Here is a 25,475-nt window from a genome sequence, read left to right on the forward strand (position 1 = left end):
GCGCTTAGGCACACTTCGCCGCTCTTGTTGTTCTGGTCAGCCTTGTTCTAACGGGCTGCCAAAGCTTTCACCGCGAACCCGACAATCGCCTCTATCTTCAGTTAGGCGAGCGGGCAGGCATTGTGGATGTGGTGGAAGATCTGCTGTATCTCATCGTGGATGACACGCGAATTAGTCATCAGTTCAAGGGCATAAACGTTGCGCAGTTTCATCGCAACCTGACAGACCAGTTGTGTGAACTCAGCGGCGGCCCATGCCAGTATTCCGGTCGCGAGATGCGCGAATCCCACGCGGCCATGGGCATTACAGATACCCAGTTTAACGCCCTGGCAGAGAACCTTATTCTCGCTATGGAAGAAAACGATGTGCCAACAGCGGCGCAGAACCGGCTGATTAAAAAACTGCTACCGATGTACCCGGATATCCGGCATCTTTAAAAACCCGCAGTGAAAAAAAGTCACAAAAAGGGCTATAAAGACAAAGGCAGCAAAGACAAGTGCAACGAAAACGAGGCACGACACCCGCATGACTGAAAAAAAAATAGATATCCTTCCGGGCCGCTATCGGCACTACAAGGGCAAAGATTACGAAGTGATCGACATTGCCCGCCACAGCGAGACCGAGGAAAAACTGGTGGTCTACCGCTGCCTCTACGGCGATTACAGCCTTTGGGTTCGCCCCCTCAGCATCTTCCGCGAAACCGTAAACGTTGCAGGAGAGCAGCTTCCGCGTTTTGCTCGTATTGACCAACCCTAAACGTTACACAAGCCCTTTGACTAAGCTGGCAAATTACTGCACATTACCGCGTTTTTATAATCTCAGCCTTCGCAAGAAGGCCTGATAGCCCATTACGCGTACCCGGAGTTTGCCATGAATGCCGTTGTTGCTGCGGTGCTGATCATGCTTGTATTAAGCTTGGCCCGCATTCACGTTGTTGTTGCCCTGATAGTAGGCGCCGTATCCGGCGGCCTGATTGCCGGAATGTCGCTGAACGACACCATTGATGCCTTCAACAATGGATTGGGCGGAGGCGCCAAAGTGGCGCTGTCGTACGCCGTTCTGGGCGCCTTCGCGGTAGCCATCGGTAAGTCCGGCCTGGCCAACTTACTGGCGGAAAAAATCCTCGCCAAGGTCGGGCGCAGCGAAGATCATACCGCCGTAAAGAGCGTGCGCTTCATGATCATCGCCATTCTGGTGGCCATTGCGCTGTCGTCCCAGAACATCCTGCCGATTCACATTGCGTTTATTCCACTGGTGGTTCCGCCGCTGCTGTACGTCATGGCCAAGCTGAAAATGGACCGCCGCATGGTGGCCTGCGCACTTACCTTCGGCCTGATTACCCCGTACATGTTCATACCCGTGGGTTTTGGTGGCATTTACCTGAACGAAATCCTGATGGCCAAAATCAGCGCCAATGGTGGCGATGTCGAAGGTCTGAGCGTCATGAAAGCTATGGCGCTGCCTGCCTTGGGTATGCTCTGTGGCCTGCTGGTCGCTATTTTTATTACCTACCGCGGCGAACGTAACTACAACCTGAGCGCCATAACCCGCGTCGAAAAAGTCAACACCACCTATAAGCCCATGACTCTGGTCATGGCGCTGGCGGCCATTGTGGTCACCTTTGTGGTGCAGTTGTGGCTGGGTTCCATGATTCTGGGCGCACTGGCCGGCTTCCTGCTGTTCAACTTATCTGGCGTGGTGAAGTGGAAAGAAGCCGACGACCTGTTCACCGAGGGCATGAAAATGCTGGCGATGATTGGTTTTATCATGATCGCCGCCTCCGGCTTTGCCGAAGTCATGCGCGAAACCGGCGAAATTACCACCCTGGTGCAAAGCTCGGTCGACATCATCGGCGCCAACAAAGCCCTGGCGGCTCTGCTGATGCTCTTGGTGGGACTGATGATTACCCTGGGTATTGGTTCGTCCTTCTCCACCATTCCCATCATTGCGGCGCTGTACGTGCCGATGGCGCTGGAAATGGGTTTCAGCTCCATGGCCATCATTGCTCTGGTCGGCACCGCCGGCGCTCTGGGTGACGCAGGCTCGCCAGCATCCGACTCCACGCTAGGGCCCACCGCCGGCCTGAATGCCGACGGCCAGCACAATCACATATGGGATTCAGTGGTGCCCACGTTCTTGCACTTCAACTTGCCGTTGCTTGGGTTCGGGTGGGTTGCGGCGATGGTTCTTTAAAGCTTGGGGACGGAAGACCGGGGACGGATTTCAAATCCGTCCCCTTTACGGAAAACTGGCTATGTTATTTGCCAGCCTATCTCTACAGTCAAATGGGAAGGGTGTGGGGTGTCTTTTCTGTCGGGAAAAATATGTCTGAGCGCAGCGAGTTGTTTTTCCCAGAAGAAACGACACCCCGCACCCTCGACCCTCCACCAAAACAAAAGGCTACGTAAACTTCTACCCAGCCACCTAATCCCCACCTTTAAAGAACACCACCTGCTTAACCGTATGATCGTCTTCGTTTTTGCGCTTGTTCACGCGGGTTTGCAGTTCCGGGGCGGCTGGCGCTTCTATGTCAGAAATGCCGTCGGTGAAACCGCAGGCTATACATTCGCGGATTTGTTCGTCAGCGTCGTCCGTGTACATAGTAATTTTGTCCATCTCCGCACAGCGGGGGCAAACGGCTCCGGCGATGAAACGTTTCGGACTTGGCATTTGATAACTCCATATTAAATGGCCCCTGCCGGCCTTGGCCGGCGGGGCGGGTTGCCTATGGCAGAGGGAGTCAGGCGACTTGCGGGCTAATGCCGGTTTGCTGCAGCAGCGCGTCTACCTCGGGTTCGCGGCCGCGGAAGGCTTTGAACAGCTCCATGGGTTCTTGTGAACCGCCTTTTTCCAAAATGTTTTGCAAGAACGACTTGCCGGTTGCCGGGTCGAAAATGCCGTTTTGCTCAAACAGCGAGAACGCGTCTGCAGCCAGCACTTCGGCCCATTTGTAGCTGTAATAGCCCGCTGCGTAGCCACCGGCAAAGATGTGGGAAAACGAGTTGGGAAAGCGATTAAACTCTGGCGACTCAATGACCGCTATTTCATCACGTACCTGACGGTGAACGTCCAGCGGATTGGTTGGCGCTGTGTCCACAAATTCGGCGTGCAGGCGGAAATCGAACAGCGAAAACTCAAGCTGACGCACCAATCCCATGCCGGACTGAAAGTTCTTCGCGGCTAACAACTTTTCCAGCATATCCTGAGGCAGCGGCTCACCGGTTTCGTGGTGGGCAGCAATAAGCGCCAACGATTCCGGGTTCCAGCACCAGTTTTCCAGGAACTGGCTCGGCAGTTCCACCGCATCCCACGCCACACCATTAATACCCGATACGTCCATTACCTCCACCTGGGTCAGCATGTGGTGCAGGCCGTGGCCGAATTCATGGAACAGGGTGGTGACCTCATCGTGGGTCAGTAACGACGGTTTACCGTTCACCGGTGGAGTAAAGTTGCAGGTCAGGAAAGCCACCGGCAGCTGCAGAGTGCCGCGCAGGTTGCGCCAGCGTACTCGGCAATCCGCCATCCAGGCACCGCCACGCTTGCCTTGGCGGGCAAACAGGTCTAGGTAGAACCAGGCAATGGGCTCGCCGTTACGGCTGATGCAGTAAGCGGTGGCGTCTTCGTGCCAGGTTTCTACGTCTGGCTTGGCTTCAATCTGGATATCGAACAGCTTTTCTGTCACGCGGAACAGGCCAGGTACCACTTTGTCCACCGGAAACCAGGGGCGCAAGGCTTCCGGGGAAATGTCGTAGCGCTGTTGGCGCAATTTTTCGCTGTAGTAACCAATGTCCCAAGCCTGCAAGTCGTCCAGGCTATGTTCATCTTTTGCAAAGGCCTTGAGTTCGGCGAATTCCTGCTCTGCCACCGGTTTGGCTTTGTTCGCCAGCTCCGTCAGAAAGCCCAATACTTCGTCGGTATCGCGGGCCATTTTGGTGACCAGGGAACGCTCGGCGAAGTTATTGAAGCCGAGGAGTTGGGCCAGGGCGTGGCGGCGTTTGAGGATTTCCGCCATCACCGGGGTGTTGTCCCAAGTGCCAGCGTCTGGCCCCATATCGGACGCGCGGGTAACAAAGGCTTCATACACTTCGCGGCGCAGCTCTCGGTTGTCGCAGTAAGTCATTACGGGGTGGAAACTGGGGAAATCCAGGGTGATTACATAGCCATCCAGCTCTTTCTGTTTGGCCGCCGCTTTGGCACCTTCCAGCGCGCTTTCGGGCACGCCGGCCAGCTCGCTTTTATCGGTGATCTGTTTGAACCAGTGCTGGGTGGCGTCCAGTACATTGTCACTGAAGCTGTTGGACAGCTCCGAAAGCTCACGGGTCAGATCGGCGTAGCGCTTTTTCTGATCATCGGGCAGGTCAACGCCGCCCAGGTGGAATTCCCGCAGGGTGTTTTCCACGGCTTTGCGCTGGGCTTCACCCAGCTCGCTGAAATCATCGCGGGCTGCCAGCTTTTTGTAGGCCTCGCACAAAACCGCATTCTGGCTCAGCTCGGTGCTGTACTCGGTGAGCTTTTCCAGGCAGTTCTTATACACCTTGCGCAAGTCGTCGTTGTTCATCACGCCGTTCAAATGGGAAATCACCGACCAGGCGTTGCTCAGTTTGTTCTCAAGCGACTGCATGGGCTGAACCAGGGTGTCCCAGTCGGGTTCTTCGTTCTGGGCCAGGCTGTTAATTTTCACGTGGTTTTCACTGAGAATCTGGTCGATCGCTTCTTCCATATGCTCAGTGCGCACGTGTTCAAATTTCGGTAGCAGATCATTGGTCAGTAGTGGATTATTCATGGTTCCCCTTCTCAGCGGTTCAAATGTCAGGTAATTTCAGGTGACTCCGATAATGCGGGGAGTATCCGGGGGAGGCCTTTCCGAAACTGTGCGTAGCCATGGATGGCGGAGCCCAAGCGCCACATGGATGTGCTTGAGCGTGTTTCGGAAAGGCCTCCCCCGGATACTCCATACTCCAGAACAAAAAAGCACCTAAAGGACTATGTAATGGCGAATGTACGTTCTCACAAGGGTAGCACGCCACAATTTGGCGAGCGCACCTGGGTAGACCCCAGCGCAGTCGTGATTGGCGATGTGATTACCGGCGAAGATTGTTCGATATGGCCGATGACGGTGGTACGCGGTGACATGCACAAAATTCGCATTGGCGCGCGCTGCAGTGTTCAGGACGGCTCGGTGCTACACATCACTCACGCCAGTGATTTCAACCCCGGCGGTTGGCCGCTGATTATTGGTGACGACGTTACCATCGGCCACAAGGCGCTGCTGCATGGCTGTACTGTGGGCAGCCGGGTGCTGCTAGGCATGGGCTGTATTATCATGGACGGTGCAGTGGTGGAAGACGAGGTGATTCTCGGCGCAGGCTGCCTGGTACCCCCGGGCAAGCGTTTGGAATCTGGCTACCTGTACGTGGGTTCGCCGTGCAAGCAGGCAAGGGCGCTGACCACTAAAGAACGCAGCTTTTTCCCTTATACCGCCAGCAATTATGTGAAGCTCAAAGACGAGTATCTGGCTGAGGTAGACAATTACCCGTACTGATTAGAAATAGAAACGTAAAGTGCCGATGCCCGCTCTCGCCCTCACGGAACAATTTCCGCTGGAAGTTGTTCCGCGGGGGTGTCGGCGTTGCACTCCGGATCGCGGATAGCAATTTCCACTCGCCGGTTCACGGCACGGTTTTCCGGGCTGTTGTTGGGCACCAGCGGGTTGGTTTCAGCACGGCCGGCGGCCATCACCCGATCGGCCGGCACATCACGGTTCAGAACCAACTCGTGTACCACCGACACCGCCCGCGCCGCTGAAAGATCCCAGTTGGAACGGTAACGGCTGCTGGCGATGGGCCTGTCGTCTGTATAGCCGGCCACCACCACATCGCCACGGCAATTTTTCAGCACGTCCACTACCCGCTCGATAATGGGCAACATATCTTTCTTGATAGTGGCGTCGCCCGACAGGAATGTGGCGTCGTCAGAGAAACGTATAATCACTTGGCGCTGGTCGTAGTTGATGCTCAAGGCGCCGCTAGCCACTTCGTTTTCCAGTTCCTGAATCAAACTGCTAGCCAAAGTAATGACGCCTTCAGACACCGGAGTAACGCCGTCGCTGGTCACGCGTTCGTTGATCAATTCAGGCTCAGCCTGCAACGGTTTGTCTGGATCCAAGCTGCTGTTTTCGTCGGAAATCTTGATCGGCAAGCTGCCACCACCGTCCGCGATCAGGTTGCCTGAACCGAACGCAACCGACAACGAGCCGGCCATCACTTTGTATTTCTCGATGTCCATTTCAGCGAACGACAACAGCAGTATAAAAAACGTCAGCAGCAACGTGGCCAGGTCGGCAAAGGTCACAATCCACGCTGGCGCGCCAGCAGCGCCTGCTTTTTTACGTTTGGGTAGGGTTGCAAGAGATAAGCGGGCCAATGCTCAGGCTCCCTGTTCGCGTTTCAGACTGGCACGCTGCTCGGGGTTCAGAAACGATGACAGCAGTTCGGTCATTACACGCGGATTTTCGCCCTGCAGGATTTTTTGAATTGAAGTGGTAATCAAAAGTTGGTTACGCATCTCGTCTTCGGCTTTTAACTGCAGTTTATCCGCCAGGGGCAAGGCGATCAGCTGGGCAATAAAAGCGCCGTAAAGCGTGGTCAACAGCGCAACCGCCATGGCCGGACCAATGGAAGAGGGGTCATCAAGGACATTGAGCATTTGCACCAGACCTACCAGAGTACCAATCATTCCTATAGCTGGAGCCGATTCGCCGATGCCACGGAACACTCTTTCTGCGACTTCGTAACGTTCGGAGCTTTGCTGGATTTCATGATGCAGGGCCTCTTCCACCAGTTCTGGCGAATGGCCATCAACGCACAGATTGATAGCTTTTTGCAGAAAAACATTGTCGGTGGTGTGGTTTTCAAGGCCCAAAATACCTTCTTTACGCACCACCATGGCCAACGCGCCCACTTCGCGAATCAGCTCGTCGGGACGCTCTACGCGGTCTATAAACGCCGCACGTGACGCCAGGCGGATAGCGCTCATCACCGAACTCAAACGGAACTTTATCAGCGTCACCGCAAAGGTTCCGCCCAGCACAATGGCCAAACCAGGCAAGTTAAGAAAGGTGAGCAGGGAGGCGTTCGCCAGCATGGCCAGTATCACCACCAGCACCCCGGTAACTAGCCCTACCAGCGTTAGTATGTCCATGCATTAACCTTCGTGTTGTCCATTTGCTTCGCTTGATTTACGTCTGGCTTAGCCTGCCTTGGCCTCAATTAAGGGTGCGCAGGCCCGCGATAACCGGCGCAGTTTGCGGCCGCACCCCGCGCCATACTTCAAATGCCTCGGCTGCTTGCTCTACCAGCATGCCCAGGCCGTCGTACACGCGCTTTGCCCCGTTATCCAGCGCCCACTGGTTAAACGTGGTGTTGCTGGCAGCGTACATCATGTCGTAAATCACCGTGTCAGCACCGATCAACGTTTTAGACAGCGGCGGCAAATCGCCCTGCAGGCTAGCGCTGGTGCCATTGATAATCACATCAAATTCGCCAGCGATACTGTCAAACGCTTTGCTGTCGAGCAGAGTAATACCGGCAACGCCGGCAAACAGCGACACCAGATTCTGCGCTTTGGCCGGCGTACGGTTAGCAATCACCAACGTATGCGGCTGTTCCAGCAACAGCGGCGCAAGAACACCCCGTACCGCGCCACCAGCACCCAATATCAAAATACGGGCGCCCTTTAATGCCACTTGATGATTGTGCAGCAAGTCTTGTACCAGGCCTGCGCCGTCGGTGTTGTCTGCCACCAACACGCCGTTGTCCTGGTACAGAGTGTTGGCCGCGCCAGCCTTGAGCGCGCGGGCGCTGTGTCGACCAGCCATCTGCCAGGCCGCTTCTTTAAACGGTACCGTCACGTTCAGGCCTTTGCCGCCGCGCGCAAAAAACTCGGTTACGGTGTTTTCAAAACCGTCCAATGGCGCCTGAATGGCCGTGTACTCCAGCGCTTCGCCGGTCTGGCTGGCAAACAGGTTGTGAATCCGCGGCGACTTACTATGGCTAATGGGGTGGCCAATCACCGCATACAGATCATTGTTCATTGTCGCCCCTTCAGGAAGCTGTGAGCCAGTCGCGACCGGTCAGAAAGTGCTCCAGCAGGCGCGCTTCTTCACTACCGGGTGCCGGCGTTTGATTATAATCCCAGCGTACCAGAGGCGGCAGCGACATCAGAATGGATTCGGTACGCCCGCCGGACTGCAGCCCGAACAGGGTGCCGCGGTCATACACCAGGTTGAACTCCACGTAGCGGCCACGGCGAAAAAGCTGAAACTGACGCTGAGCATCGCTATAGGGCTGATTTTTACGGGCCTGAACAATGGGTTCGTAAGCGTCAATGTAGCTGTCGCCGATGGCACGCATAAATTCGAAATCACGGGCAAAGTCACCGGTATTGTAATCATCAAAAAACAGCCCGCCCACGCCGCGGGGCTCGTTGCGGTGTTTCAGAAAAAAGTACTCGTCGCACCAGTGCTTGTAGCGCGGGTACACGTCGTCACCAAAGGGCGCACAGGCGTTCGCGGCGGTGCGGTGCCAATGCTCGCAGTCTTCGTCAACGCCGTAATAGGGGGTTAGGTCATAGCCGCCACCAAACCAGTACACCGGTTCGGCGTTTTCCGGGGTCGCGATAAAAAACCGCACGTTGGCATGAGAGGTCGGCACGTGGGGGTTGTGGGGGTGCATCACCAGCGACACCCCCATAGCCTGCCAGGGCGCGCCTGCCAGGTGAGGGCGGTGAGCCGTCGCCGAGGGCGGCATGGTATTGCCCATCACATGGGAAAAGTTCACACCGCCTTTTTCAAACACCTTGCCGTTGCCGATCACCCGGCTAATACCGCCGCCGCCTTCCGTGCGATCCCAGGCGTCGTGAATAAATTCACCGCCACCGTCGGCCACGGCCAGGCGCTGGCAAATGGTATCTTGCAGCTGTAACAGATAGTGTTTGACCGCTTGCGGGTCTGGTTGCTGTGGCATGTTTTCTCCTAGCGTAGCTGCTGGCCGGTAACGATATCAATAATACGGCTGGGTTGGCGATTTCCACCCAGTTCACCGGGCACCACCCAGTCCAGCTGGCCGCGAAAATAGCCCTGAACCTGCCAGGGTGAACGGGCCGGGGCACGGCCTGCGGGGTTGCACGAGGTGGACACCAGCGGCCTGCCTGCAGCGTTACACAGGGCTTTTACCACCGGGTGTGCACTCACTCTTACCGCAATGGAGCTGTGCTCACCGCGCACCCACTCGGGCACCCGCTGGTGCACATCGGGTAACAGGCAGGTAACGGGGCCAGGCCAATGCTGCAGGGCTCGCTGCTGGAGGTCTTGCGGCAGGGGGTTCAGCAAAAAAGCAATCTGCTCCACCGAAGCCGCCACCAGAATCATGCCTTTGTGCACTGGGCGCTGTTTCAGATCCAGAATGCGCTGCACCGCAACCTGGTCCCAAGGGTCACAGCCAAGACCCCAAACGGCTTCCGTCGGATAAGCGAGCACGCCGCCTTGGTGCAGAGTGCGGCGTGCGCAATGTAATTGCCAGTCGGTCAGCGGGTGGTCTGTTGCCATAGGGGAGTCGAGCCTGAATAAAATCACTGTTGGCACCGGGTTCAGGCAATGCGGACATATCCGCCAGGCGCCGCTGTGACAAGGCCCTGCAGCTCTAACAAAAGCAGGGACTGCATCAGTTGATCAGCGCTCAACCCGGTACTCGAACCCAGTACGTCGGTTGATTGCGAATCATACCCTAAAGCCTCCAGCACGGCGATTTCACGGGCGTCCAGGCCCTCGGTGGCAGAACTTCCCAAGCTTTCCGTATTTGCCCCCGGTGTTGTCGGCTCACTCCACCAGCCCCCCAGTTCCTGCAAAATGTCGGCCACGCTTTCTACCAGCGTGGCGCCCTGGCGAATCAGCTGATGGCAACCCCGGGCTACCGGGCTGTGCACCGACCCCGGTATGGCGAACACATCGCGGCCTTGCTCTAAAGCCAGCCGGGCGGTAATCAGCGAGCCGCTTTTCAAACCGGCCTCTACCACCAGAACACCCCGGCTCAAGCCGCTGATGATGCGATTACGTTGGGGGAAATGTGCGGGGCGAGCCTGAGTGCCCGGCGGGTACTCAGACACCAGCAGGCCATTGGCAATCACTCGCTCCCCCAGACGCTGATGTTGGCGCGGATAGATTTTATCAAGCCCGCTGCCAATCACCGCCAAAGTAGGGTGGCCGGCATCCAGCGCACCGGCGTGGGCAGCACCGTCGATGCCCAGCGCCAGGCCGCTGTTAACCAACAGATTGCATTGGCCAAGCGCAGCGGCAAAGCCCCGGGCGTGGTCCAGCCCGGCGCGAGTGGCGTGGCGGCTGCCAATAATCGCCAGTTGGTCACGGCCGAGCAAGCTGGTATCGCCACGAACGTACAACAACATGGGAGGGTTATGAATGTGGCGCAGCGGTAACGGATAGGCCGACGACTGCCAGTGCACAAGGCCAATACCAGCCCGCTCACAGGCGTTTTCTATAACTCGCAAAGCCACCATCACCGGGTGTGCAGCGTTACCACTGCGCCAGGCAGCAAGGGCTTCACAAGCCTCTGCTGGCAGGCCCATGGCTTTATGGCTGGCACTGTCCAGGTTCAGCAGGTCGGGCAGCTGCAGAACCTGCGCCGCCAAACGGCGTCGCACTCTCAGGCCAAAACCCGGCAACTGGCTCAGAAATAGCCATTGCCGGGCCAGCTCCGGGCTGTCATTACAGGGCTGCTCAACGTTGGGGTCAGCAGGGTAGGCGCCGGGCGGCGTATCAAACGAGAACAGGGGTACCTGGGGCATGGCATCTTCCTTGCGCGCAGAAAAAAGCCGGGCATTCCATGCCCGGCTCGGGGTTTTACAAGGCTATCAGGGGTTGGTTACCTGATCACCCACCGCCAGCGGCCGGCTGGCTTGCAGCATCAGGCCGTAGCTCATTTTTTCGTAAGCCTGGAACACCATTAGCAGGCCGGCGCGTTCAGACGGCAGCTCAATGGTTTCACCAGTGACCGGGTCGCGCACCAGATTGCCGCTTTGCAGCACGGCCATCACGTTACCCGGCTCTACGCCTTCACGCAGGCCCAGGTTAATAGCAGCCACATCGTACTGGCCAATCTGGTTAACGCCGCCATCTACCGCCATCATTTGCCCGCTTACCGGTTTCGCCGGCGCGGTGGGCATAAAGCTGGTCGAAAGGAGCCGACTGGCATTCACCAGCAAACGGTCACCTATGTGAATTTCTTCGTTGGACTGGCTCAGCAGCAGCGTCAGCACATCACCGTTAGTGGCAGTAACCTTGGCGGTGCCGATACTGCGGGCCTCCAAGCCTAAAAATTCACCGGTTTTCGGGTCTACAAACTCCTTACCACGGCGAAAAACACCAACCGTGTTCGCTGGCTTCTGGCCGCGAGCGTAAACGCGATCGCCGGCGCCGGTAACAATTCGGCTGTCCTCACCTTCCAGCACGTAAGGCGCAGCTGCTATCTGCTCCGGAGTAACAATGCGGGTGTCGGTTAAAAAGCTGGCAATGGCGTCCAGCGGTATGGCAGGAATCGGCGTATTAATGGCCTCGGAGCGCACTTGCGGCGACAGCTTGATCACGCCGTCACCGTTGGCCATTTTCATGATTTTTGGCTGGCCATCAATGTACACCAACGCCAAACGGTCACCGGGGTAAATCAAATGAGGATTGGCTACCTGGGGATTTACCTGCCAGATTTCCGGCCAATACCAGGGGTTGTTCAAAAAGCGGGCGGATATATCCCACAGAGTATCGCCCTTAACAACGGTATAACGTTCGGGATGATCCGACCGCAGCTCCGGTGCTGCTTGAGCCCAAGCGGTAAACAGCAGCGTTGTAGCTGCCAGAGCGTACAGCAGTTTCCTCATGGTTTAAGTCCTTGATCCCGTGCCTTGATGCTTAAATTCGGTCGGCTGGCGCCCGAAGTCCGGTTGGCTTTCGCCCGCTGTTTTCAGCTTAATCTGTTGTTATTCCCGTTACTATAGAAGAAGCTCGGTTATTGTAGTGTTATCTGCTCACCGCCGGGGACTTTTAACATTTGCCCGCCCGTACAGGTATCCTTCATAGTTTTTCTCAATTGACTGATCAGTTTGTACTCAATCGCCAAATTGTTAGATAATACGGTTATAGAGCCAACACGCAAATGCCCCGACCGGGTAAGTATGTCCCGCATCATAAACACCCCGGGGTTGAAAAGCGCGGTACAAGGTCGCATTTCAGACATCCTTTGTACGCGAACGAACGTTGGCATTCACTGTCCAAAGCACGCATTTAAAAAAGTAACGCACTATGATTCTAGACATTCTTGAATATCCGGACCCACGTCTGCGAACTCTCGCCAAGCCGGTTACCACCGTAACTGACGAGATCCGCACCCTGATCGACGACATGTTCGAGACCATGTACGATGCGCCCGGCATCGGCCTCGCAGCGAGCCAGGTAAACGTGCACCAGCAGATCATCGTGATGGATCTGTCGGATGACAACAGCGAACCCAGGGTGTTCATCAACCCTAAAATTAAGATACTCGACGGCGATCTGGAAGCCATGCAGGAAGGCTGCCTGTCGGTACCAGGATTTTATGAAGATGTTGAGCGTATTGAGCATTGCCTCATTAACGCTCTGGATCGCAATGGCGAAGCTTTTGAAATAGAAGCTCGCGGGCTGTTGGCGGTGTGCATCCAGCACGAGATGGATCACCTGAACGGCAAATTGTTTGTGGATTACTTGAGTTCGCTAAAGCGTACCCGCATCCGCAAGAAGCTGGAAAAGTTGCAGAAGAAGAGCGCTTGAAACGAGTGCCTGAGCCAGCATTTATCAAGGTGGTATTGGTGCCACAACAGCCATAAAACTGATGACCGGGCCTTTGCGCCCGGTCTTTTCGTATTGGATGGATCAGCGAATCCGACTGAGAATTCGACGAAAAGTCCAACAGAGATGACAACAGAGAGCCAAACACTGTGCGTATTGTTTTTGCCGGAACCCCTGATTTCGCCGCCACTGCCCTGAAAGCCCTACTTGCCGCCAAATACAACGTGGTGGGCGTGTATAGCCAGCCAGACCGGCCAGCAGGCCGTGGCCGAAAACTGCTCCCGGGGCCGGTAAAACAAGCGGCGCTGGATGCCGGCATCGCGGTTTTTCAGCCCGACAACTTCAAAATGGAAGACGCCCGCCAGCAGCTGGCCGACCTAAAGCCAGACGTGATGATTGTTGCCGCCTACGGCTTGATTTTGCCAGCTTCTGTGCTGTCAATACCGGTTCACGGCTGCTTGAATATTCACGCATCGTTGCTACCGCGCTGGCGCGGCGCGGCGCCCATTCAGCGTGCTATCGCAGCAGGCGACGATGAAAGCGGCATTACTATCATGCAGATGGATGAAGGCCTGGACACCGGCGCTATGCTGTTGAAAGTGTCTACACCCATTCAGCGTGAAGACACCGGCGGCAGCCTGCACGACCGGCTCGCGGAACTGGGCGGCGAGGCCATTGTAACCGCACTGCAATCGCTGGAGCAGGGCACGCTGCAACCGCGGGTACAGCAGAATGATCAGGCCTGTTACGCCCACAAACTGGCCAAGCAGGAAGGCCAGATTGACTGGCACAGCGATGCCCAGAGCATCGAACGGCTCATTCGCGCGTTTAATCCCTGGCCTGGCACGTTTACCGATCTGGGCGACCAGCGTATTCGCTTGCATCTGGCTCAGGCCCAAAAACATGAAGAGAAACATAAACAACAGCAGAGCAGCGAAAAAACCAGCCCCGGCACCGTTATAGCGCGCCAGCGCAAAGGCATTGATATCGCCTGCGGCGATGGCACTATTTTAAGAGTGAGCCAGGTGCAGTTGCCCGGCGCCCGCGCGCAGAGCGTGAGCGACCTGATAAACGGCGGCAAACAGATTCTGCTACCCGGCCAGGAGCTGCAATAACATGCAATCACATGCCCCGTTACGCGTCATTGCTGCCGAGGTTCTGCTGTCGGTAGAGCAGGGCCAGTCGCTGTCGCAGTGCTTACCGCCTTCGCTACTGCGCCTGCCGCTGAATCTGCGGCCACAGCTGCAGGCTTTGTGCTACGGCACCTGCCGCTGGTTTCACCGGCTTGATGACGAACTTCAGGGACGCATGAAAAAGCCCTTAAAACATCACGACCGGGTAGTGCACCACCTGATGCTGGTAGCGCTGTTCCAGCTTCGTTTCAGCCAGCAGGCCACTTACGCGGTGCTGAACGAAACCGTAGAAGCCTGCCGCGCCATGGACAAACCCCACCTGACCGGCCTGGTAAACGGCGTACTGCGCAGCGCCGAACGTGAAGGTGCCCCGGCGACGGCCAAAGACACAAGCCGTTACAGCCATCCTGGCTGGATGATCAAAAAACTGCGCCACAACTGGCCCGATGACTGGCAGGCCATTGTTGACGCCAACAACACCCAAGCCCCAATGACCCTGCGGGTAAATGCGCTGCGTTTCAGCCGCGACGAATATCTGCAACTGCTGCTAGACGCCGGCATTGACGCCAGCGCCACGCGCTTTGCACCACACGGCATTCAATTGGCACGGCCGGTACCGGTGGATGCACTGCCGTGGTTTGCCGAAGGCGCCGTCAGCGTGCAAGACGAAGCCGCCCAGCTGTGCACGACTCTGCTAGACCTGGCCCCGGGCCAGCGCATTCTGGACGCCTGCGCCGCCCCCGGCGGCAAAACCTGCGCCATACTGGAAAGCTGCCCCCAGGCAGCGGAAGTCGTCGCTATTGACGAGTCCGCCCAGCGCTTGCCGCGAGTGCAGGAAAATCTCGACCGACTGGATCTGCACGCCAGCCTGCTGCAAGCCGACGCGGCCGATATTGATCAATGGTGGGACGGCCAGGCGTTTGACCGCATATTGCTGGACGTACCCTGCAGCGCCAGCGGCGTGATTCGCCGCCACCCAGACATAAAATTGCTGCGGCGGGAATCCGACGTAGTACCTCTGGCGCAAATCCAGCTGGGCCTGTTGGCTGCCATGTGGCGCATACTGCAACCAGGCGGACGCCTTGTATACGCCACCTGTTCGGTGTTCCCACAGGAAAATCACCGCATTGTGCAGCGCTTCTGCAAACAGCAGGCCGACGCTGAACTGATTGCCACTGAAGCTCTGTGGGGCCGCTTCATGCCCGCTGGGCGCCAACTACTGCCGTTGAACGACGGGCACGATGGCTTTTTTTACGCCGTTCTGGAGAAACCTGCGCTATGAACATTCTGATTCTCGGAGCCGGACAAGTCGGTGCTTCACTGGCAGAGAACCTTGCCAACGAAGCCAACGACATCACCATAATTGACAGCAATGGCGCGCGCCTGCGGGAACTGCAGGACCGGCTCGACATACGCACAGTGCAGGGTAAAGCATCGTATCCGTCGGTGCTGAAACAGGCCAACGCTGAAGACGCTGACATGCTGATTGCGGTCACCAACAGCGATGAAACCAACATGGTGGCGTGCCAGATTGCCAGCATTCTGTTCAAAACCCCAAAAAAGATCTGCCGCGTACGCGCCGCCTCTTATCTAGGCCAGCAGGCGCTGTTTTCCAGCAGCGACAGCGAAAACACCAAAGGCTTTCCGATCGACGTATTGATCAGCCCGGAACAGCTGGTTACCCACCACATTACCCGGCTAATCGAAAACCCCGGCGCCCTGCAGGTGCTGGAATTCTCCAAAGGTCGTGCCGGGCTGGTGGCTATTCGCGCTATTCAGGGTGGGCCACTGGTAGGCCAGGAGCTGGGGTATCTGCGCACCCACATGCCGCGCATTGAGACCCGGGTGGCCGCGATCTTCCGTAAAAACCGCGCCATCATGCCCAAAGGCGACACGGTGATTGAAGACGGCGACGAGGTGTTTTTTATAGCCGACACCAACCACATCCGTTCGGTAATGAGCGAACTGCAACCCCTGGAAAAACCCTATAAGCGCATTTTCATCTGCGGTGGTGGCAACATCGGCCAGCGCCTGGCGCAAACTCTGGAAGGCCGCTACCAGGTGAAACTGCTGGAACGCGACCACGAACGCTGCATCATGCTGTCGGAAAATCTGCGTAAAACCGTGGTGCTGGAAGGCAACGCCGCCGACAAAGACATACTGCTGGAAGAAAACATCGAGAACACCGACGTGTTCTGCGCCGTGACCAACGACGACGAAGCCAACATCATGGCTTCCCTGCTGGCCAAACGCCTAGGCGCGCGCAAGGTACTCACCCTGATCAACAACCCGGATTATGTGGATCTGATTCAGGGCGGCGAAATAGACGTTGCCATATCGCCTCAGCAAACCACCATTGGCAGCCTGTTGACACACGTTCGCCGCGGCGACGTGGTGAACGTGCATTCCTTGCGGCGCGGCGCTGCCGAAGCCATTGAAGCCATCGCCCACGGCGATCACCGCTCTTCTAAAGTGGTGGGCCGCCGGCTGGACGAAATCAACCTGCCCCAGGGCACCACGATCGGAGCGATTGTGCGCCACAACGAGGTGCTGATCGCCCACGACCACCTGCGAGTGCAACCAGACGACCACGTTATCCTGTTCCTGGTGGATAAATCTCGGGTTAAGGAAGTGGAAAAACTGTTCCAGGTGGGACTGACTTTTTTCTGATCTGGTTTTAGAAATGCTGGCGTGACCAGCGTATAATGCCTTCGTTTTCAGCGTGCCCAGCAGCAGAACAGGGCGCCGGGGCACCACACACAGACTGAATAGCAGGCAATCGTCGTGACAGACAAGGCAACGAACACCCCTAGGCCACACATCAAGACCTTTCAAGGGCTGATCCTGGAGCTACAAACATTCTGGGCAAAGCACGGCTGCGTTGTTCTGCAGCCGCTGGATATGGAAGTGGGCGCTGGCACATTCCACCCCGCCACTTTCTTGCGCGCCATAGGCCCGGAAAGCTGGAACGCCGCCTATGTGCAACCTAGCCGCCGACCTACCGATGGCCGCTACGGCGAAAACCCCAACCGTCTGCAGCACTATTATCAGTTTCAAGTGGTGTTGAAACCGTCGCCAGACAACCTGCAGGAACTCTATCTGGATTCCCTGAGAGCACTGGGGCTGGACCCGCTGGTTCACGACATCCGTTTTGTGGAAGACAACTGGGAATCGCCCACCCTGGGCGCCTGGGGTCTGGGCTGGGAAATCTGGCTGAACGGGATGGAAGTCACCCAGTTTACCTACTTTCAGCAGGTTGGTGGTCTGGAATGCTACCCGGTCACCGGCGAGCTGACCTACGGCCTTGAGCGCATTGCCATGTACCTGCAAGGCGTAGACAGCGTGTACGACCTGGTGTGGACCGAAGGCCCCAACGGCGTTGTGACCTACGGCGACGTGTTCCTCCAGCAAGAGGTGGAAATGTCCACCTACAACTTCGAATACGCCGACACCGAATTCCTGTTCCACAGCTTTGACGTGCACGAGCGCGAAAGTGCCAAACTGATTGAAGCCGGCTTACCGCTGCCTGCTTACGAGCAAGTACTGAAAGCCTCCCACACCTTTAATCTGCTGGACGCCCGCCACGCTATTTCCGTAACCGAGCGTCAGCGTTACATTCTGCGGGTACGCACCTTGGCGCGGGCCGTGGCGCAGTCATACTTCGACAGCCGCCGCAAGATCGGCTTCCCGCTGGCCAGCGACAGCATTCGCGCGGAAGTATTGGCTGCGGCCGAAGCGAAAGCTACAAACAAGATAGAAGGCAAAGTAGACAGCAAAGCCGACGGCAAAGGCAAGAAGGCAAAAAACGCAAAGCAGGCACAGCAGGAAAAAGGTAAGGCATGATGATGGCAACACAAGATTTTCTCGTTGAACTGGGCACCGAAGAACTGCCGCCAAAAGCCTTGAAGCCGCTGTCTGACGCGTTCACTCAAGGTATTGTCAGTGGCCTGCAAGCCGCTGGCATTGCATTTGGCGCGGTAGAACCTTTTGCCGCACCACGGCGCCTGGCCCTGCGCATTCGCGACCTGGCCCACGCCCAACCCGACAAGCCGGTGGAAAAGCGCGGCCCAGCTGTAAAAGCCGCGTTTGACGACGCCGGCAACCCGACCCGCGCACTGACCGGTTTTGCCACCTCGCTGGGGGTTACCCCTGACGAGCTCGACACCCTGGAAACCGACAAAGGCGCCTGGCTGGTGTTCCGCACCGTAGAGCAGGGCCGTACCACCGCAGAGCTTATGCCAGAATTGATTGAACAGTCACTGGCTGCCCTGCCGATCCCCAAGCGCATGCGCTGGGGTGCCCACCGAACCGAATTTGTGCGCCCGGTACACTGGCTGATCATGTTGTACGGCAGCACGGTGCTTGATCACCCGATTATGGGCCTTAAGGCCGGCAACAAAACCCGCGGCCACCGTTTTCACTGCCCGAAATCGCTGATTATCCCCACCCCGGCCGACTACGAAGTGGTGCTGCGCCAAGAAGGTTACGTGCTGGCTGATTTTGCCCAGCGCCGCGAACAGATTCGCAAGGGCGTGAACGCCCTGGCCCAGCAACAGAACTGCGTTGCAGTGATTGATGAAGCCCTGCTGGATGAAGTGACCGGCCTGAACGAATGGCCGGTGCCGCTGATGGGGCGTTTTGAAGAGCGCTTCCTGAAAGTGCCTGCTGAAGCACTTATTTCGTCCATGAAAGAACACCAGAAGTACTTCCATCTGGTGGATGACAACGGCCAGATGCAGCCATTCTTCATTACCGTCGCCAACCTGGAAAGCAAAGACCCGTCACAGGTGATTGCCGGTAACGAAAAAGTGATTCGCCCGCGCTTGTCAGACGCGGCGTTCTTTTACGAAACCGACCGCAAAAAGCGCCTGGACCAGCGCATTGATCGGCTCAAGCCCATCGTATTTCAGGATAAACTGGGCAGCGTTTACGACAAGTCTGTGCGCGTCGCCGCTCTGGCCGGCAAGATTGCCCAAGCCATTGGCAACGACCCGGCACTGGCCGAACGCGCCGCCATGCTGGCAAAAACCGATCTGGTCACCGAAATGGTGCTGGAGTTTACCGATCTGCAAGGCATCATGGGCCAGTACTACGCCACCAACGACGGTGAACACGCCGACGTGGCCAGCGCTTTAAACGAACAGTACATGCCGCGCTTTGCCAAAGACAACCTGCCCACCACCCTGACCGGCTGCGCCCTGGCCATTGCCGACCGGCTGGACTCCCTGGTCGGCCTGTTTGGTATCAACCAGCCACCGTCTGGCACCCGTGACCCGTTCGCCCTGCGCCGTGCTGCTTTGGGCGTGCTACGCATCATCATCGAGCGTCAGTTGCCTTTGGACCTGCAAACCTGCTGCGACTGGGCGGCGCAACAGTTCACTGACTTGCCTGCCGAAAACCCCGCCACCAGCGTGGTGGATTATATGCTGGAACGCTTCCGCGCCTATTATGATGAGCAAGGCATTAGCGCCGAAGTGTATCTGGCCGTTCATGCTCGCCGGCCCACCCGACCACTGGATTTCGACCGCCGGATAAAAGCGGTTGAAGCCTTCCGCCAACGGCCTGAGGCCGGAGCGCTGGCCGCTGCTAACAAACGGGTGTCCAACATTCTGGCCAAGCAGAGCGATAGCACCGTGCACGACACAGTCGATGCCAGCCTGCTACAAGACGCCGCCGAACTCGCTCTGGCCGAACAGGTTAACCATCAGACCGACACCGTGCTGCCACTGTTCGAAAAGGGTGACTACACCGCTGCTCTGCATTCGCTAGCCGATTTGCATCAACCGGTGGACCGCTTCTTCGACGAAGTGATGGTGATGGCAAACGACGAAGCCGTGCGTAATAATCGTTTGGCACTGCTGAACCGACTGCGCAATCTGTTCCTGCGGGTAGCCGATATCTCCCTGCTACCCAGCGCGAGCTAACAGGATAGAGGTGAAATAGCACTGTGCTCATCATTCTGGACCGGGACGGGGTGATCAACCAGTACGAAGGCGGGTATATCTGCTCGCCGGGCGACTGGCACCCCATTCCGGGCAGCATCAAAGCCATTGCCCGCCTGTGCAGTGCGGGGCACCGGATTGCCATTGCCACCAACCAGTCCGGTATTGCCCGTGGCTACTACGACCGCGATACGCTAGACGCCATGCACCGAAAGCTCGGCCGCCTGTTAAGGATTGCCGGCGGCCACATCGACTTCATTGCCTACTGTCCCCACCACCCCGATGAACACTGTGCGTGTCGCAAGCCCGAGCCGGGTCTGCTGCAGCAAATCCAACGACATTTCAATTTGAAAACACTGGCAGGTAGCGTGATGGTTGGCGATAGCCGAAAAGACCTGGAAGCCGGCGCCAGAAAAGGCTGCCAGCCGATTTTGGTGCGCACCGGCAACGGCCTGGACACCGAACAGGAGCTGCAAACCCGGCCACTGACAGAACCTGCCCAAGTGTTCGTTTATAACGATCTGCGCAGCTTTACCGATGCATTTTTATCCGGCAAAGGCTGGTAAAATAACGGCATATCCGTATAATACTGGCCGTTGATCGGCGTGTGGCGCAGCTTGGTAGCGCACTTCGTTCGGGACGAAGGGGTCGCAGGTTCGAATCCTGCCACGCCGACCAGATCTCAATGACTTAGGGCACATCTTCGGGTGGGCCCTTTTTCGTTTCTAGCTGGGTATTTAAACCCAGTGCTGAGAACTCTAAGTGAGGATTCGGTTCGTGTCGCTCATTTACGAATGGCGACGAAACCTCTTTGCGGCCATCCCAAGCAACCCAATCAAGAGCAATGGCAGTGATGCTGGCGCTGGTACTTCGACCGCGGCCTCGAAATCAAATGTCTTCGAGTAATTCCCGGCGTTGATACTGACATTATCGACGTAACCAATCTGGTTGGGGGTATTCGTGCCCATGCCCAAACTGATACCGAATAAATTAGCGTCACCGAAGTCGGCATTTAGCGTAGACAGCCAATCCTCTAGGGAACGTAATGGCGGCCCGCCTGCACTATTGCTCGCACCAAAACCACCGGTGCTCCACAGCAGTCCGCTAGTAAAATTGACGGTATAGTCAGTCCAGTCACCAGCCGGTACCGCAGAGCTTGAACCTTCAGCACCAAGCTGGTTCCAGTAAGGTTCAAAAATCAGCTGAGTATATCCACCTTGATTTAAAGTTGGGGAAGAATTGTAGAACTGCATTTTGAACGAAGGAGCTGGTTCTGCAGCACCGGTGCTACCCTTGTACATCGAATAACTAAACGAGAGGTTCGTATCAAAAAGGTCATTGACAGTCCCAAAACCGCCAATAGGACGAAGCTGAATTTCAGCACGTGAACCAGTTGTCGACCCGGTCTGAAGCTTTACCGCCCCCGTTTGCAATGGCGCATTGTTTTCAAGGTTACCGCCGAACCCGGTCAGATCAACAATTTCCGCTGTTCCATCTGCAGCAGTCAGGCTTGTTTGCCAGGGTTGGTTGTCGAGGTCCGATATAGGTGCCGCCAACGCAGCTGCAGGCATTGCGAGTATGAAGGTCGTTGCGAGGACGATATCTGCTTTCTTTTTATTGCTTATCATATTCACTCTCCAATTTATTTTGTACCCATAAACCGCCGGGACTGAATATAAATAATGCAAATATTGCGCCGCATATTAATCCTTTTTATTTTCAGTTGCTTACACCCATCGATTGGCGATCAATAATAAATATGTAAATATTTCTGACACTCAGCACCCCAGTAAGGAATGTCTGTTGCCCCTTAAACGCCAGCATCAGCCTTCAAGATCCTGCAATAACTCTCGCAAACGGCTCATCCCTGCGACTACTTGTGCCGGGTCGCCCTTCAGGCTCAGCTCCACCTCGCGTCGACCGTCCGCATGGGGCAGGCAGGCCAGGCGTAAATCCGGATACTCCGCCAGCAGCAACTCCATCAATGGAATCAGCGGCCCTTCCGACGTATCGGTCAGCACCAGGGTCTGGCTCACGGTGCGATTGACCGCTTGATAGTCGACGTAATCATGATCCAGCACCCACTCCACCATCGGCCAGGCCATTCTGGGAAAGCCGGGCACAAAATGATGGCGATGAATGGCGAAACCGGGAATGCCGTTGATCGGATTAGGAATGATTCGGCTGCCGACCGGAAACTCCCCCATGCGCAGATGCAGCGGATTCAATCGTGAACCCAGCCGTGACCGGATTTCCGCCTCGGCTTCGCGATGCAGGGCAAGGCCTAACCCCAGGGCCGCGGCCGCGCACTGGCGGGTCAAGTCGTCCGGAGTCGCACCAATGCCGCCGAAGCTGAACACCACGTCCGGGCTGGCAAAGGTTTGCGCCAGGGTCTGGATGATCAACTCACCCTCATCCGCGATCGTGCGCACCCACGACACCTCCAGTCCACGCTCTTCAAACCGCGTAATCATGGCGGCCAGGTGGGCGTCCTGCTTGCGGCCGTTCAACAACTCGTCACCGATGAGAATAAGACCAAAACGGGGTATAGGTGTGCTGTTCATCATGACTCCTATAGGGCGATGCCTTAAACCGTTGGGTCAACCCGAAACTCTATGGCTGGTGGGAACGGGGAGCGATTCAGCGCAAGTAGCTTTCAAGTGCGAACACATGGGGGTCATCGTCACCCAGTGCTCGCAACGCGGTGGCCAGGTTCAGCAGATAATCGCGATTACGACCGCTCGGGCCTTCAGAGGCAGCGATCTGCCTGGCGATATCCACCAGGCCATCTTTGCGGGTGTCATCAGCAAAAATCATCGGAGTGACAAATCGTAGATAGCTATTTTCTCCCGCACGTCCAGGTGCGCAAAAACGTCAGGCGAGACCCGGTAAGCCATACGGACCTTACCCCATCAAAGCAGTAGCGCCGGCGGTTATGTTCGGTGGTATCAAAAGACATGGGTGGTGTGTCCTTTATTCTGATGCGGCCAGTGCCGTCCCCTCACCAACAACCAGGTAAGCTTTGAATGGGTCGAAAACCGGTCTTAAGACGATCTGGCAGCCGTCAGCCATTTCTCAGCTCTTTTATAGCTATTCTACACGGAACCTTAGGTACTGATCGGGGACAGATGATGGCCCCGTTACCTGTTGGGCACCCATGAAGCGCGTTGCATCCATCGGAACTCAATCCACACACAAATATTCTATTAAAAATCTTTAAAAACATATATGTAACAGAATAAAATGGAAAAAAGCTACCTTGAATGAACCGAAATCAAACACTACAATAATTTATTCAAGACGAAGAGGTCGCAGGTTGAAATTCTGCCACGTCGATCAGAATTCAACGATTTAAAGCATACCTTCCGGTAGACCCTTTTTCGTTTCTGGCTGGGAACACAGCCCCACTATTGCGAGATAAAAATAAAATGACTGCACCCATATTTCATATGGTTAAGAAGGCACCAACGCCCGTCGGACCGTTTTGTCACGCCACCGAAGTAGACGGATGGGTGTTTTTGACCGGGCAGATGCCAACTGACCCTAATGATGCAGACGCCGCGCTTCCTGAAGGCATCGAGGCGCAGACACGCCGCGTCATGGATAACCTTATACTGGTACTTGAGGGCATGAGTCTGGGCTTTCCGGACGTGGCTTCAGTGCGGATTTTTCTGACCGAATTTAAACGCGATTTTTATCCTATGAACGATGTTTACACATCGTATTTTCCGAAAGAGAAATTACCTTCCCGGACCTGTATCGGTGTTACGGCACTAGCGGTGGACTCACTGGTCGAGATAGATGTAATCGCCCGTCGATAACAAATTTTAATTCACGGCCTGATCTAGAGCTCAGTATGTCGGATTTCTAGCGTTTCAAATTACCGGTGGCAAAAAGAGGTGTGACTGTAACGCGGCGAGAGCCATGCTGCTCTCAGTATCCTCGTCCACCTCTCAGCCTCTCAGCCTCGGTCACCGTAAGGTCACGTCAGTCCTCGGCGACTGCAGCTTTGGAAGGGATCGCTTTAATTGACATGCTGGCATGCTTGGTCAACAATCATAATTCGCTTATATAGGCACAATTCATATTAATATAAGTGGATTTTTAGATTTGCAACAATGCCAAAGCGTAGCTAATTGCTGCGAATACCAACAAAAGTGAGGCTGTGCAGATGATTTACTCCAAACCAAGCAAAAAAAGTCTTTACTAACAGTTAAATCCTCTCATTAAAACTTCATTAACGGTGAGCATGACGAGGCAGAAAGATGATTATAAAAACCTTTTTTTGAAGTTTACGTCAACTGCGAGACTCGATTTCCTGACAATCAAAAACAACAATTTCAAAAGCCAAGTACTAGGGAATATGACATGAACAAAAAAATTCAATTTGCCATCGCCGGTCTAGCTACCGGTATCGCCCTTGCATCCCTTGCCGCTACTGCTCAAGCCCAGGAAAAGTGGACCATGACCACCACTTGGCCGGACAACTTGGCGCTGATCGAAATCGATCGCCATTGGGTTGACCTAGCCAACAAGCTGACCGGTGACGAGCTGGAAATCAACTTCCGTGCCGGCGGCACCTTGATGCCTGGCACCGAAGTGTTTGATGCCACCGAAACCGGCAGCATTGAAGCCTCGGGTGATTGGCCCGGTTACTGGGCAGGCCGCAGCCCCGCCTTCTCGCCGCTCGCCACCACCACCAGCCTGTTCAACGGCGTGGATTATCTGAACTGGATTCAACAATGGGGTGGTTTCGAGCTGTACCAAGAAGTCTACGGCAAGTACAACATGGTCTACCTGCCGTACGGTATCACCAATAACGAGTCCGGCTTCATGGGTCGTACCCCCATCAAAGGTCTAGCGGACCTCGACGGCAAGCGCATCCGTCTTTCTGGACGTGACCAAGGACGCGTTCTGGAGGAACTCGGCGGCTCACAGGTCACCCTCGCCGGCGGTGAAATCTACCAAGCCATCGAGCGCGGCGTGATCGACGCCGGTGAATTTTCCACGCCAGGCGTCGACTACGAGGCCGGCTTTGCTGAAGTGGCGGAATACTGGGCCACGCCTGGCTGGCATCAGTCCGCCAGCGTATTCGGTGTCATGATCAACAAGGATGCCTGGGACGCACTTTCCAAAGAAACCCAAGAGAAGCTGAAGATTGCGGCTGACGCCACCCTGGCCTGGTCACTTTCCTGGTCCGAGCGCGGCTCCACCGAAGGCACCATCAAGTTCCAGGAAGCCGGTGTCGAAATCAACCAATTCTCCGAGGCAGACCTGGCACGCATTCAGGACATCACCAATGAAGTGATCGTTCGCGGGGCCTGTGAAGATAAGATGCACGCCAAGATTTACCATTCCATGATCAGCTACATGGAGCATTACGCTAACTGGCGTGATCTTACCGTACCCTTCAACATGAGCCGCACCATCGACAATCTGCCCTCTCTGAAAGAAATCGAAGCCTGCCTTTAAGGCATTCACCGCCGTCTCGATGCCTCGCATCGGGGCGGC

The 25,475-nt window shown here is 56.1% G+C and carries 25 protein-coding genes and 1 tRNA gene; 14 read left to right on the forward strand and 12 right to left on the reverse strand.

What is annotated here, in order from left to right; genetic code table 11:
• Nucleotides 1–32: 32 nt before the first annotated feature.
• From ATI45_RS14730 to ATI45_RS14740, 3 genes are all read left to right on the forward strand, one after another.
• Complete coding sequence (locus ATI45_RS14730; protein ID WP_098420290.1) at nucleotides 33–437, forward strand: group I truncated hemoglobin; 405 nt, start codon at nucleotides 33–35, stop codon at nucleotides 435–437.
• Between the two features lie 88 nt (nucleotides 438–525).
• Nucleotides 526–756, forward strand: coding sequence for a DUF1653 domain-containing protein (locus ATI45_RS14735; RefSeq protein WP_098420292.1), 231 nt, complete (start codon nucleotides 526–528; stop codon nucleotides 754–756).
• A gap of 114 nt (nucleotides 757–870) precedes the next feature.
• Nucleotides 871–2,193 carry a Na+/H+ antiporter family protein gene (locus ATI45_RS14740; protein WP_098420294.1) on the forward strand — a complete coding sequence of 441 codons (1,323 nt, stop codon included), beginning with the start codon at nucleotides 871–873 and terminating at the stop codon, nucleotides 2,191–2,193.
• 231 nt (nucleotides 2,194–2,424) lie between these two features.
• Here the strand turns inward: ATI45_RS14740 and ATI45_RS14745 are convergent, their stop codons facing one another.
• Together ATI45_RS14745 and prlC are read right to left on the reverse strand one after the other, a co-directional pair.
• Entirely contained in the window at nucleotides 2,425–2,670 is a 246-nt protein-coding gene (locus ATI45_RS14745; protein WP_098420295.1) for a YheV family putative zinc ribbon protein, read from the reverse strand.
• 70 nt (nucleotides 2,671–2,740) lie between these two features.
• Entirely contained in the window at nucleotides 2,741–4,786 is a 2,046-nt protein-coding gene (gene prlC / locus ATI45_RS14750) for an oligopeptidase A (RefSeq protein ID WP_098420297.1), read from the reverse strand.
• Nucleotides 4,787–4,993: 207 nt separating this feature from the next.
• Here prlC and ATI45_RS14755 point away from each other — a divergent pair, with 207 nt between their 5' ends.
• Nucleotides 4,994–5,545, forward strand: a complete 552-nt coding sequence (locus ATI45_RS14755) for a gamma carbonic anhydrase family protein (protein ID WP_098420299.1) — start codon at nucleotides 4,994–4,996, stop codon at nucleotides 5,543–5,545.
• Nucleotides 5,546–5,586: 41 nt separating this feature from the next.
• Here the strand turns inward: ATI45_RS14755 and ATI45_RS14760 are convergent, their stop codons facing one another.
• The 7 genes from ATI45_RS14760 to ATI45_RS14790 form a co-directional block, all read right to left on the reverse strand.
• A complete protein-coding gene (locus tag ATI45_RS14760) occupies nucleotides 5,587–6,426 on the reverse strand; it encodes a flagellar motor protein MotB (protein ID WP_098420301.1) in 840 nt (279 codons plus the stop codon).
• 3 nt (nucleotides 6,427–6,429) lie between these two features.
• On the reverse strand, nucleotides 6,430–7,203 hold the full coding sequence (locus tag ATI45_RS14765) for a MotA/TolQ/ExbB proton channel family protein (protein WP_098420302.1): 774 nt from the start codon (nucleotides 7,201–7,203) through the stop codon (nucleotides 6,430–6,432).
• Nucleotides 7,204–7,267: 64 nt separating this feature from the next.
• Entirely contained in the window at nucleotides 7,268–8,095 is an 828-nt protein-coding gene (aroE, locus tag ATI45_RS14770; RefSeq protein WP_098420304.1) for a shikimate dehydrogenase, read from the reverse strand.
• Nucleotides 8,096–8,105: 10 nt separating this feature from the next.
• A complete protein-coding gene (hemF, locus tag ATI45_RS14775) occupies nucleotides 8,106–9,026 on the reverse strand; it encodes an oxygen-dependent coproporphyrinogen oxidase (protein WP_098420306.1) in 921 nt (306 codons plus the stop codon).
• Between the two features lie 8 nt (nucleotides 9,027–9,034).
• Nucleotides 9,035–9,607 carry an L-threonylcarbamoyladenylate synthase gene (locus ATI45_RS14780; RefSeq protein WP_098420308.1) on the reverse strand — a complete coding sequence of 191 codons (573 nt, stop codon included), beginning with the start codon at nucleotides 9,605–9,607 and terminating at the stop codon, nucleotides 9,035–9,037.
• A gap of 41 nt (nucleotides 9,608–9,648) precedes the next feature.
• Entirely contained in the window at nucleotides 9,649–10,860 is a 1,212-nt protein-coding gene (gene dprA, locus ATI45_RS14785) for a DNA-processing protein DprA (RefSeq protein WP_179888416.1), read from the reverse strand.
• Nucleotides 10,861–10,926: 66 nt separating this feature from the next.
• Nucleotides 10,927–11,946, reverse strand: coding sequence for a LysM peptidoglycan-binding domain-containing protein (locus ATI45_RS14790; protein ID WP_098420310.1), 1,020 nt, complete (start codon nucleotides 11,944–11,946; stop codon nucleotides 10,927–10,929).
• A gap of 421 nt (nucleotides 11,947–12,367) precedes the next feature.
• Here ATI45_RS14790 and def point away from each other — a divergent pair, with 421 nt between their 5' ends.
• From def to ATI45_RS14835, 8 genes are all read left to right on the forward strand, one after another.
• On the forward strand, nucleotides 12,368–12,871 hold the full coding sequence (gene def / locus ATI45_RS14800; protein WP_098420313.1) for a peptide deformylase: 504 nt from the start codon (nucleotides 12,368–12,370) through the stop codon (nucleotides 12,869–12,871).
• Between the two features lie 167 nt (nucleotides 12,872–13,038).
• Nucleotides 13,039–14,004 carry a methionyl-tRNA formyltransferase gene (gene fmt, locus ATI45_RS14805; RefSeq protein ID WP_098420315.1) on the forward strand — a complete coding sequence of 322 codons (966 nt, stop codon included), beginning with the start codon at nucleotides 13,039–13,041 and terminating at the stop codon, nucleotides 14,002–14,004.
• A gap of 1 nt (nucleotide 14,005) precedes the next feature.
• The gene (rsmB, locus tag ATI45_RS14810) at nucleotides 14,006–15,304 is read left to right on the forward strand and encodes a 16S rRNA (cytosine(967)-C(5))-methyltransferase RsmB (RefSeq protein WP_098420317.1); all 1,299 of its coding nucleotides are present in this window, start codon (nucleotides 14,006–14,008) and stop codon (nucleotides 15,302–15,304) included.
• Entirely contained in the window at nucleotides 15,301–16,692 is a 1,392-nt protein-coding gene (gene trkA, locus ATI45_RS14815) for a Trk system potassium transporter TrkA (protein WP_098420319.1), read from the forward strand. Before rsmB ends, trkA begins: the two co-directional genes overlap by 4 nt.
• A 114-nt stretch (nucleotides 16,693–16,806) precedes the next feature.
• Nucleotides 16,807–17,865: a glycine--tRNA ligase subunit alpha gene (gene glyQ / locus ATI45_RS14820; RefSeq protein ID WP_098420321.1), complete on the forward strand. Its 1,059-nt coding sequence runs from the start codon at nucleotides 16,807–16,809 to the stop codon at nucleotides 17,863–17,865.
• Nucleotides 17,866–17,867: 2 nt separating this feature from the next.
• Nucleotides 17,868–19,946, forward strand: a complete 2,079-nt coding sequence (glyS, locus tag ATI45_RS14825) for a glycine--tRNA ligase subunit beta (protein WP_098421776.1) — start codon at nucleotides 17,868–17,870, stop codon at nucleotides 19,944–19,946.
• Nucleotides 19,947–19,969: 23 nt separating this feature from the next.
• A complete protein-coding gene (gene gmhB, locus ATI45_RS14830; protein WP_098420323.1) occupies nucleotides 19,970–20,530 on the forward strand; it encodes a D-glycero-beta-D-manno-heptose 1,7-bisphosphate 7-phosphatase in 561 nt (186 codons plus the stop codon).
• Between the two features lie 35 nt (nucleotides 20,531–20,565).
• A tRNA-Pro gene (locus tag ATI45_RS14835) sits at nucleotides 20,566–20,642 on the forward strand.
• Between the two features lie 110 nt (nucleotides 20,643–20,752).
• Here ATI45_RS14835 and ATI45_RS14840 read toward each other — a convergent pair.
• The 3 genes from ATI45_RS14840 to ATI45_RS22780 all read right to left on the reverse strand — a co-directional run bounded on the left by ATI45_RS14840 (nucleotide 20,753) and on the right by ATI45_RS22780 (nucleotide 22,781).
• Complete coding sequence (locus ATI45_RS14840; RefSeq protein WP_098420325.1) at nucleotides 20,753–21,592, reverse strand: PEP-CTERM sorting domain-containing protein; 840 nt, start codon at nucleotides 21,590–21,592, stop codon at nucleotides 20,753–20,755.
• Between the two features lie 195 nt (nucleotides 21,593–21,787).
• On the reverse strand, nucleotides 21,788–22,528 hold the full coding sequence (locus tag ATI45_RS14845; protein WP_098420327.1) for a competence/damage-inducible protein A: 741 nt from the start codon (nucleotides 22,526–22,528) through the stop codon (nucleotides 21,788–21,790).
• Between the two features lie 76 nt (nucleotides 22,529–22,604).
• Nucleotides 22,605–22,781 carry a gamma-glutamylcyclotransferase gene (locus ATI45_RS22780; RefSeq protein WP_228706053.1) on the reverse strand — a complete coding sequence of 59 codons (177 nt, stop codon included), beginning with the start codon at nucleotides 22,779–22,781 and terminating at the stop codon, nucleotides 22,605–22,607.
• A gap of 611 nt (nucleotides 22,782–23,392) precedes the next feature.
• Between ATI45_RS22780 and ATI45_RS14855 the strand changes: the two genes are divergently transcribed.
• Both ATI45_RS14855 and dctP read left to right on the forward strand, forming a co-directional pair.
• Nucleotides 23,393–23,785 carry a RidA family protein gene (locus ATI45_RS14855; protein ID WP_098420328.1) on the forward strand — a complete coding sequence of 131 codons (393 nt, stop codon included), beginning with the start codon at nucleotides 23,393–23,395 and terminating at the stop codon, nucleotides 23,783–23,785.
• Nucleotides 23,786–24,332: 547 nt separating this feature from the next.
• The gene (gene dctP / locus ATI45_RS14860; RefSeq protein ID WP_098420330.1) at nucleotides 24,333–25,436 is read left to right on the forward strand and encodes a TRAP transporter substrate-binding protein DctP; all 1,104 of its coding nucleotides are present in this window, start codon (nucleotides 24,333–24,335) and stop codon (nucleotides 25,434–25,436) included.
• Nucleotides 25,437–25,475 lie beyond the last annotated feature (39 nt).

Origin of the sequence: Marinobacter sp. LV10MA510-1 (assembly GCF_002563885.1) — a bacterium.
Lineage (GTDB): Bacteria > Pseudomonadota > Gammaproteobacteria > Pseudomonadales > Oleiphilaceae > Marinobacter.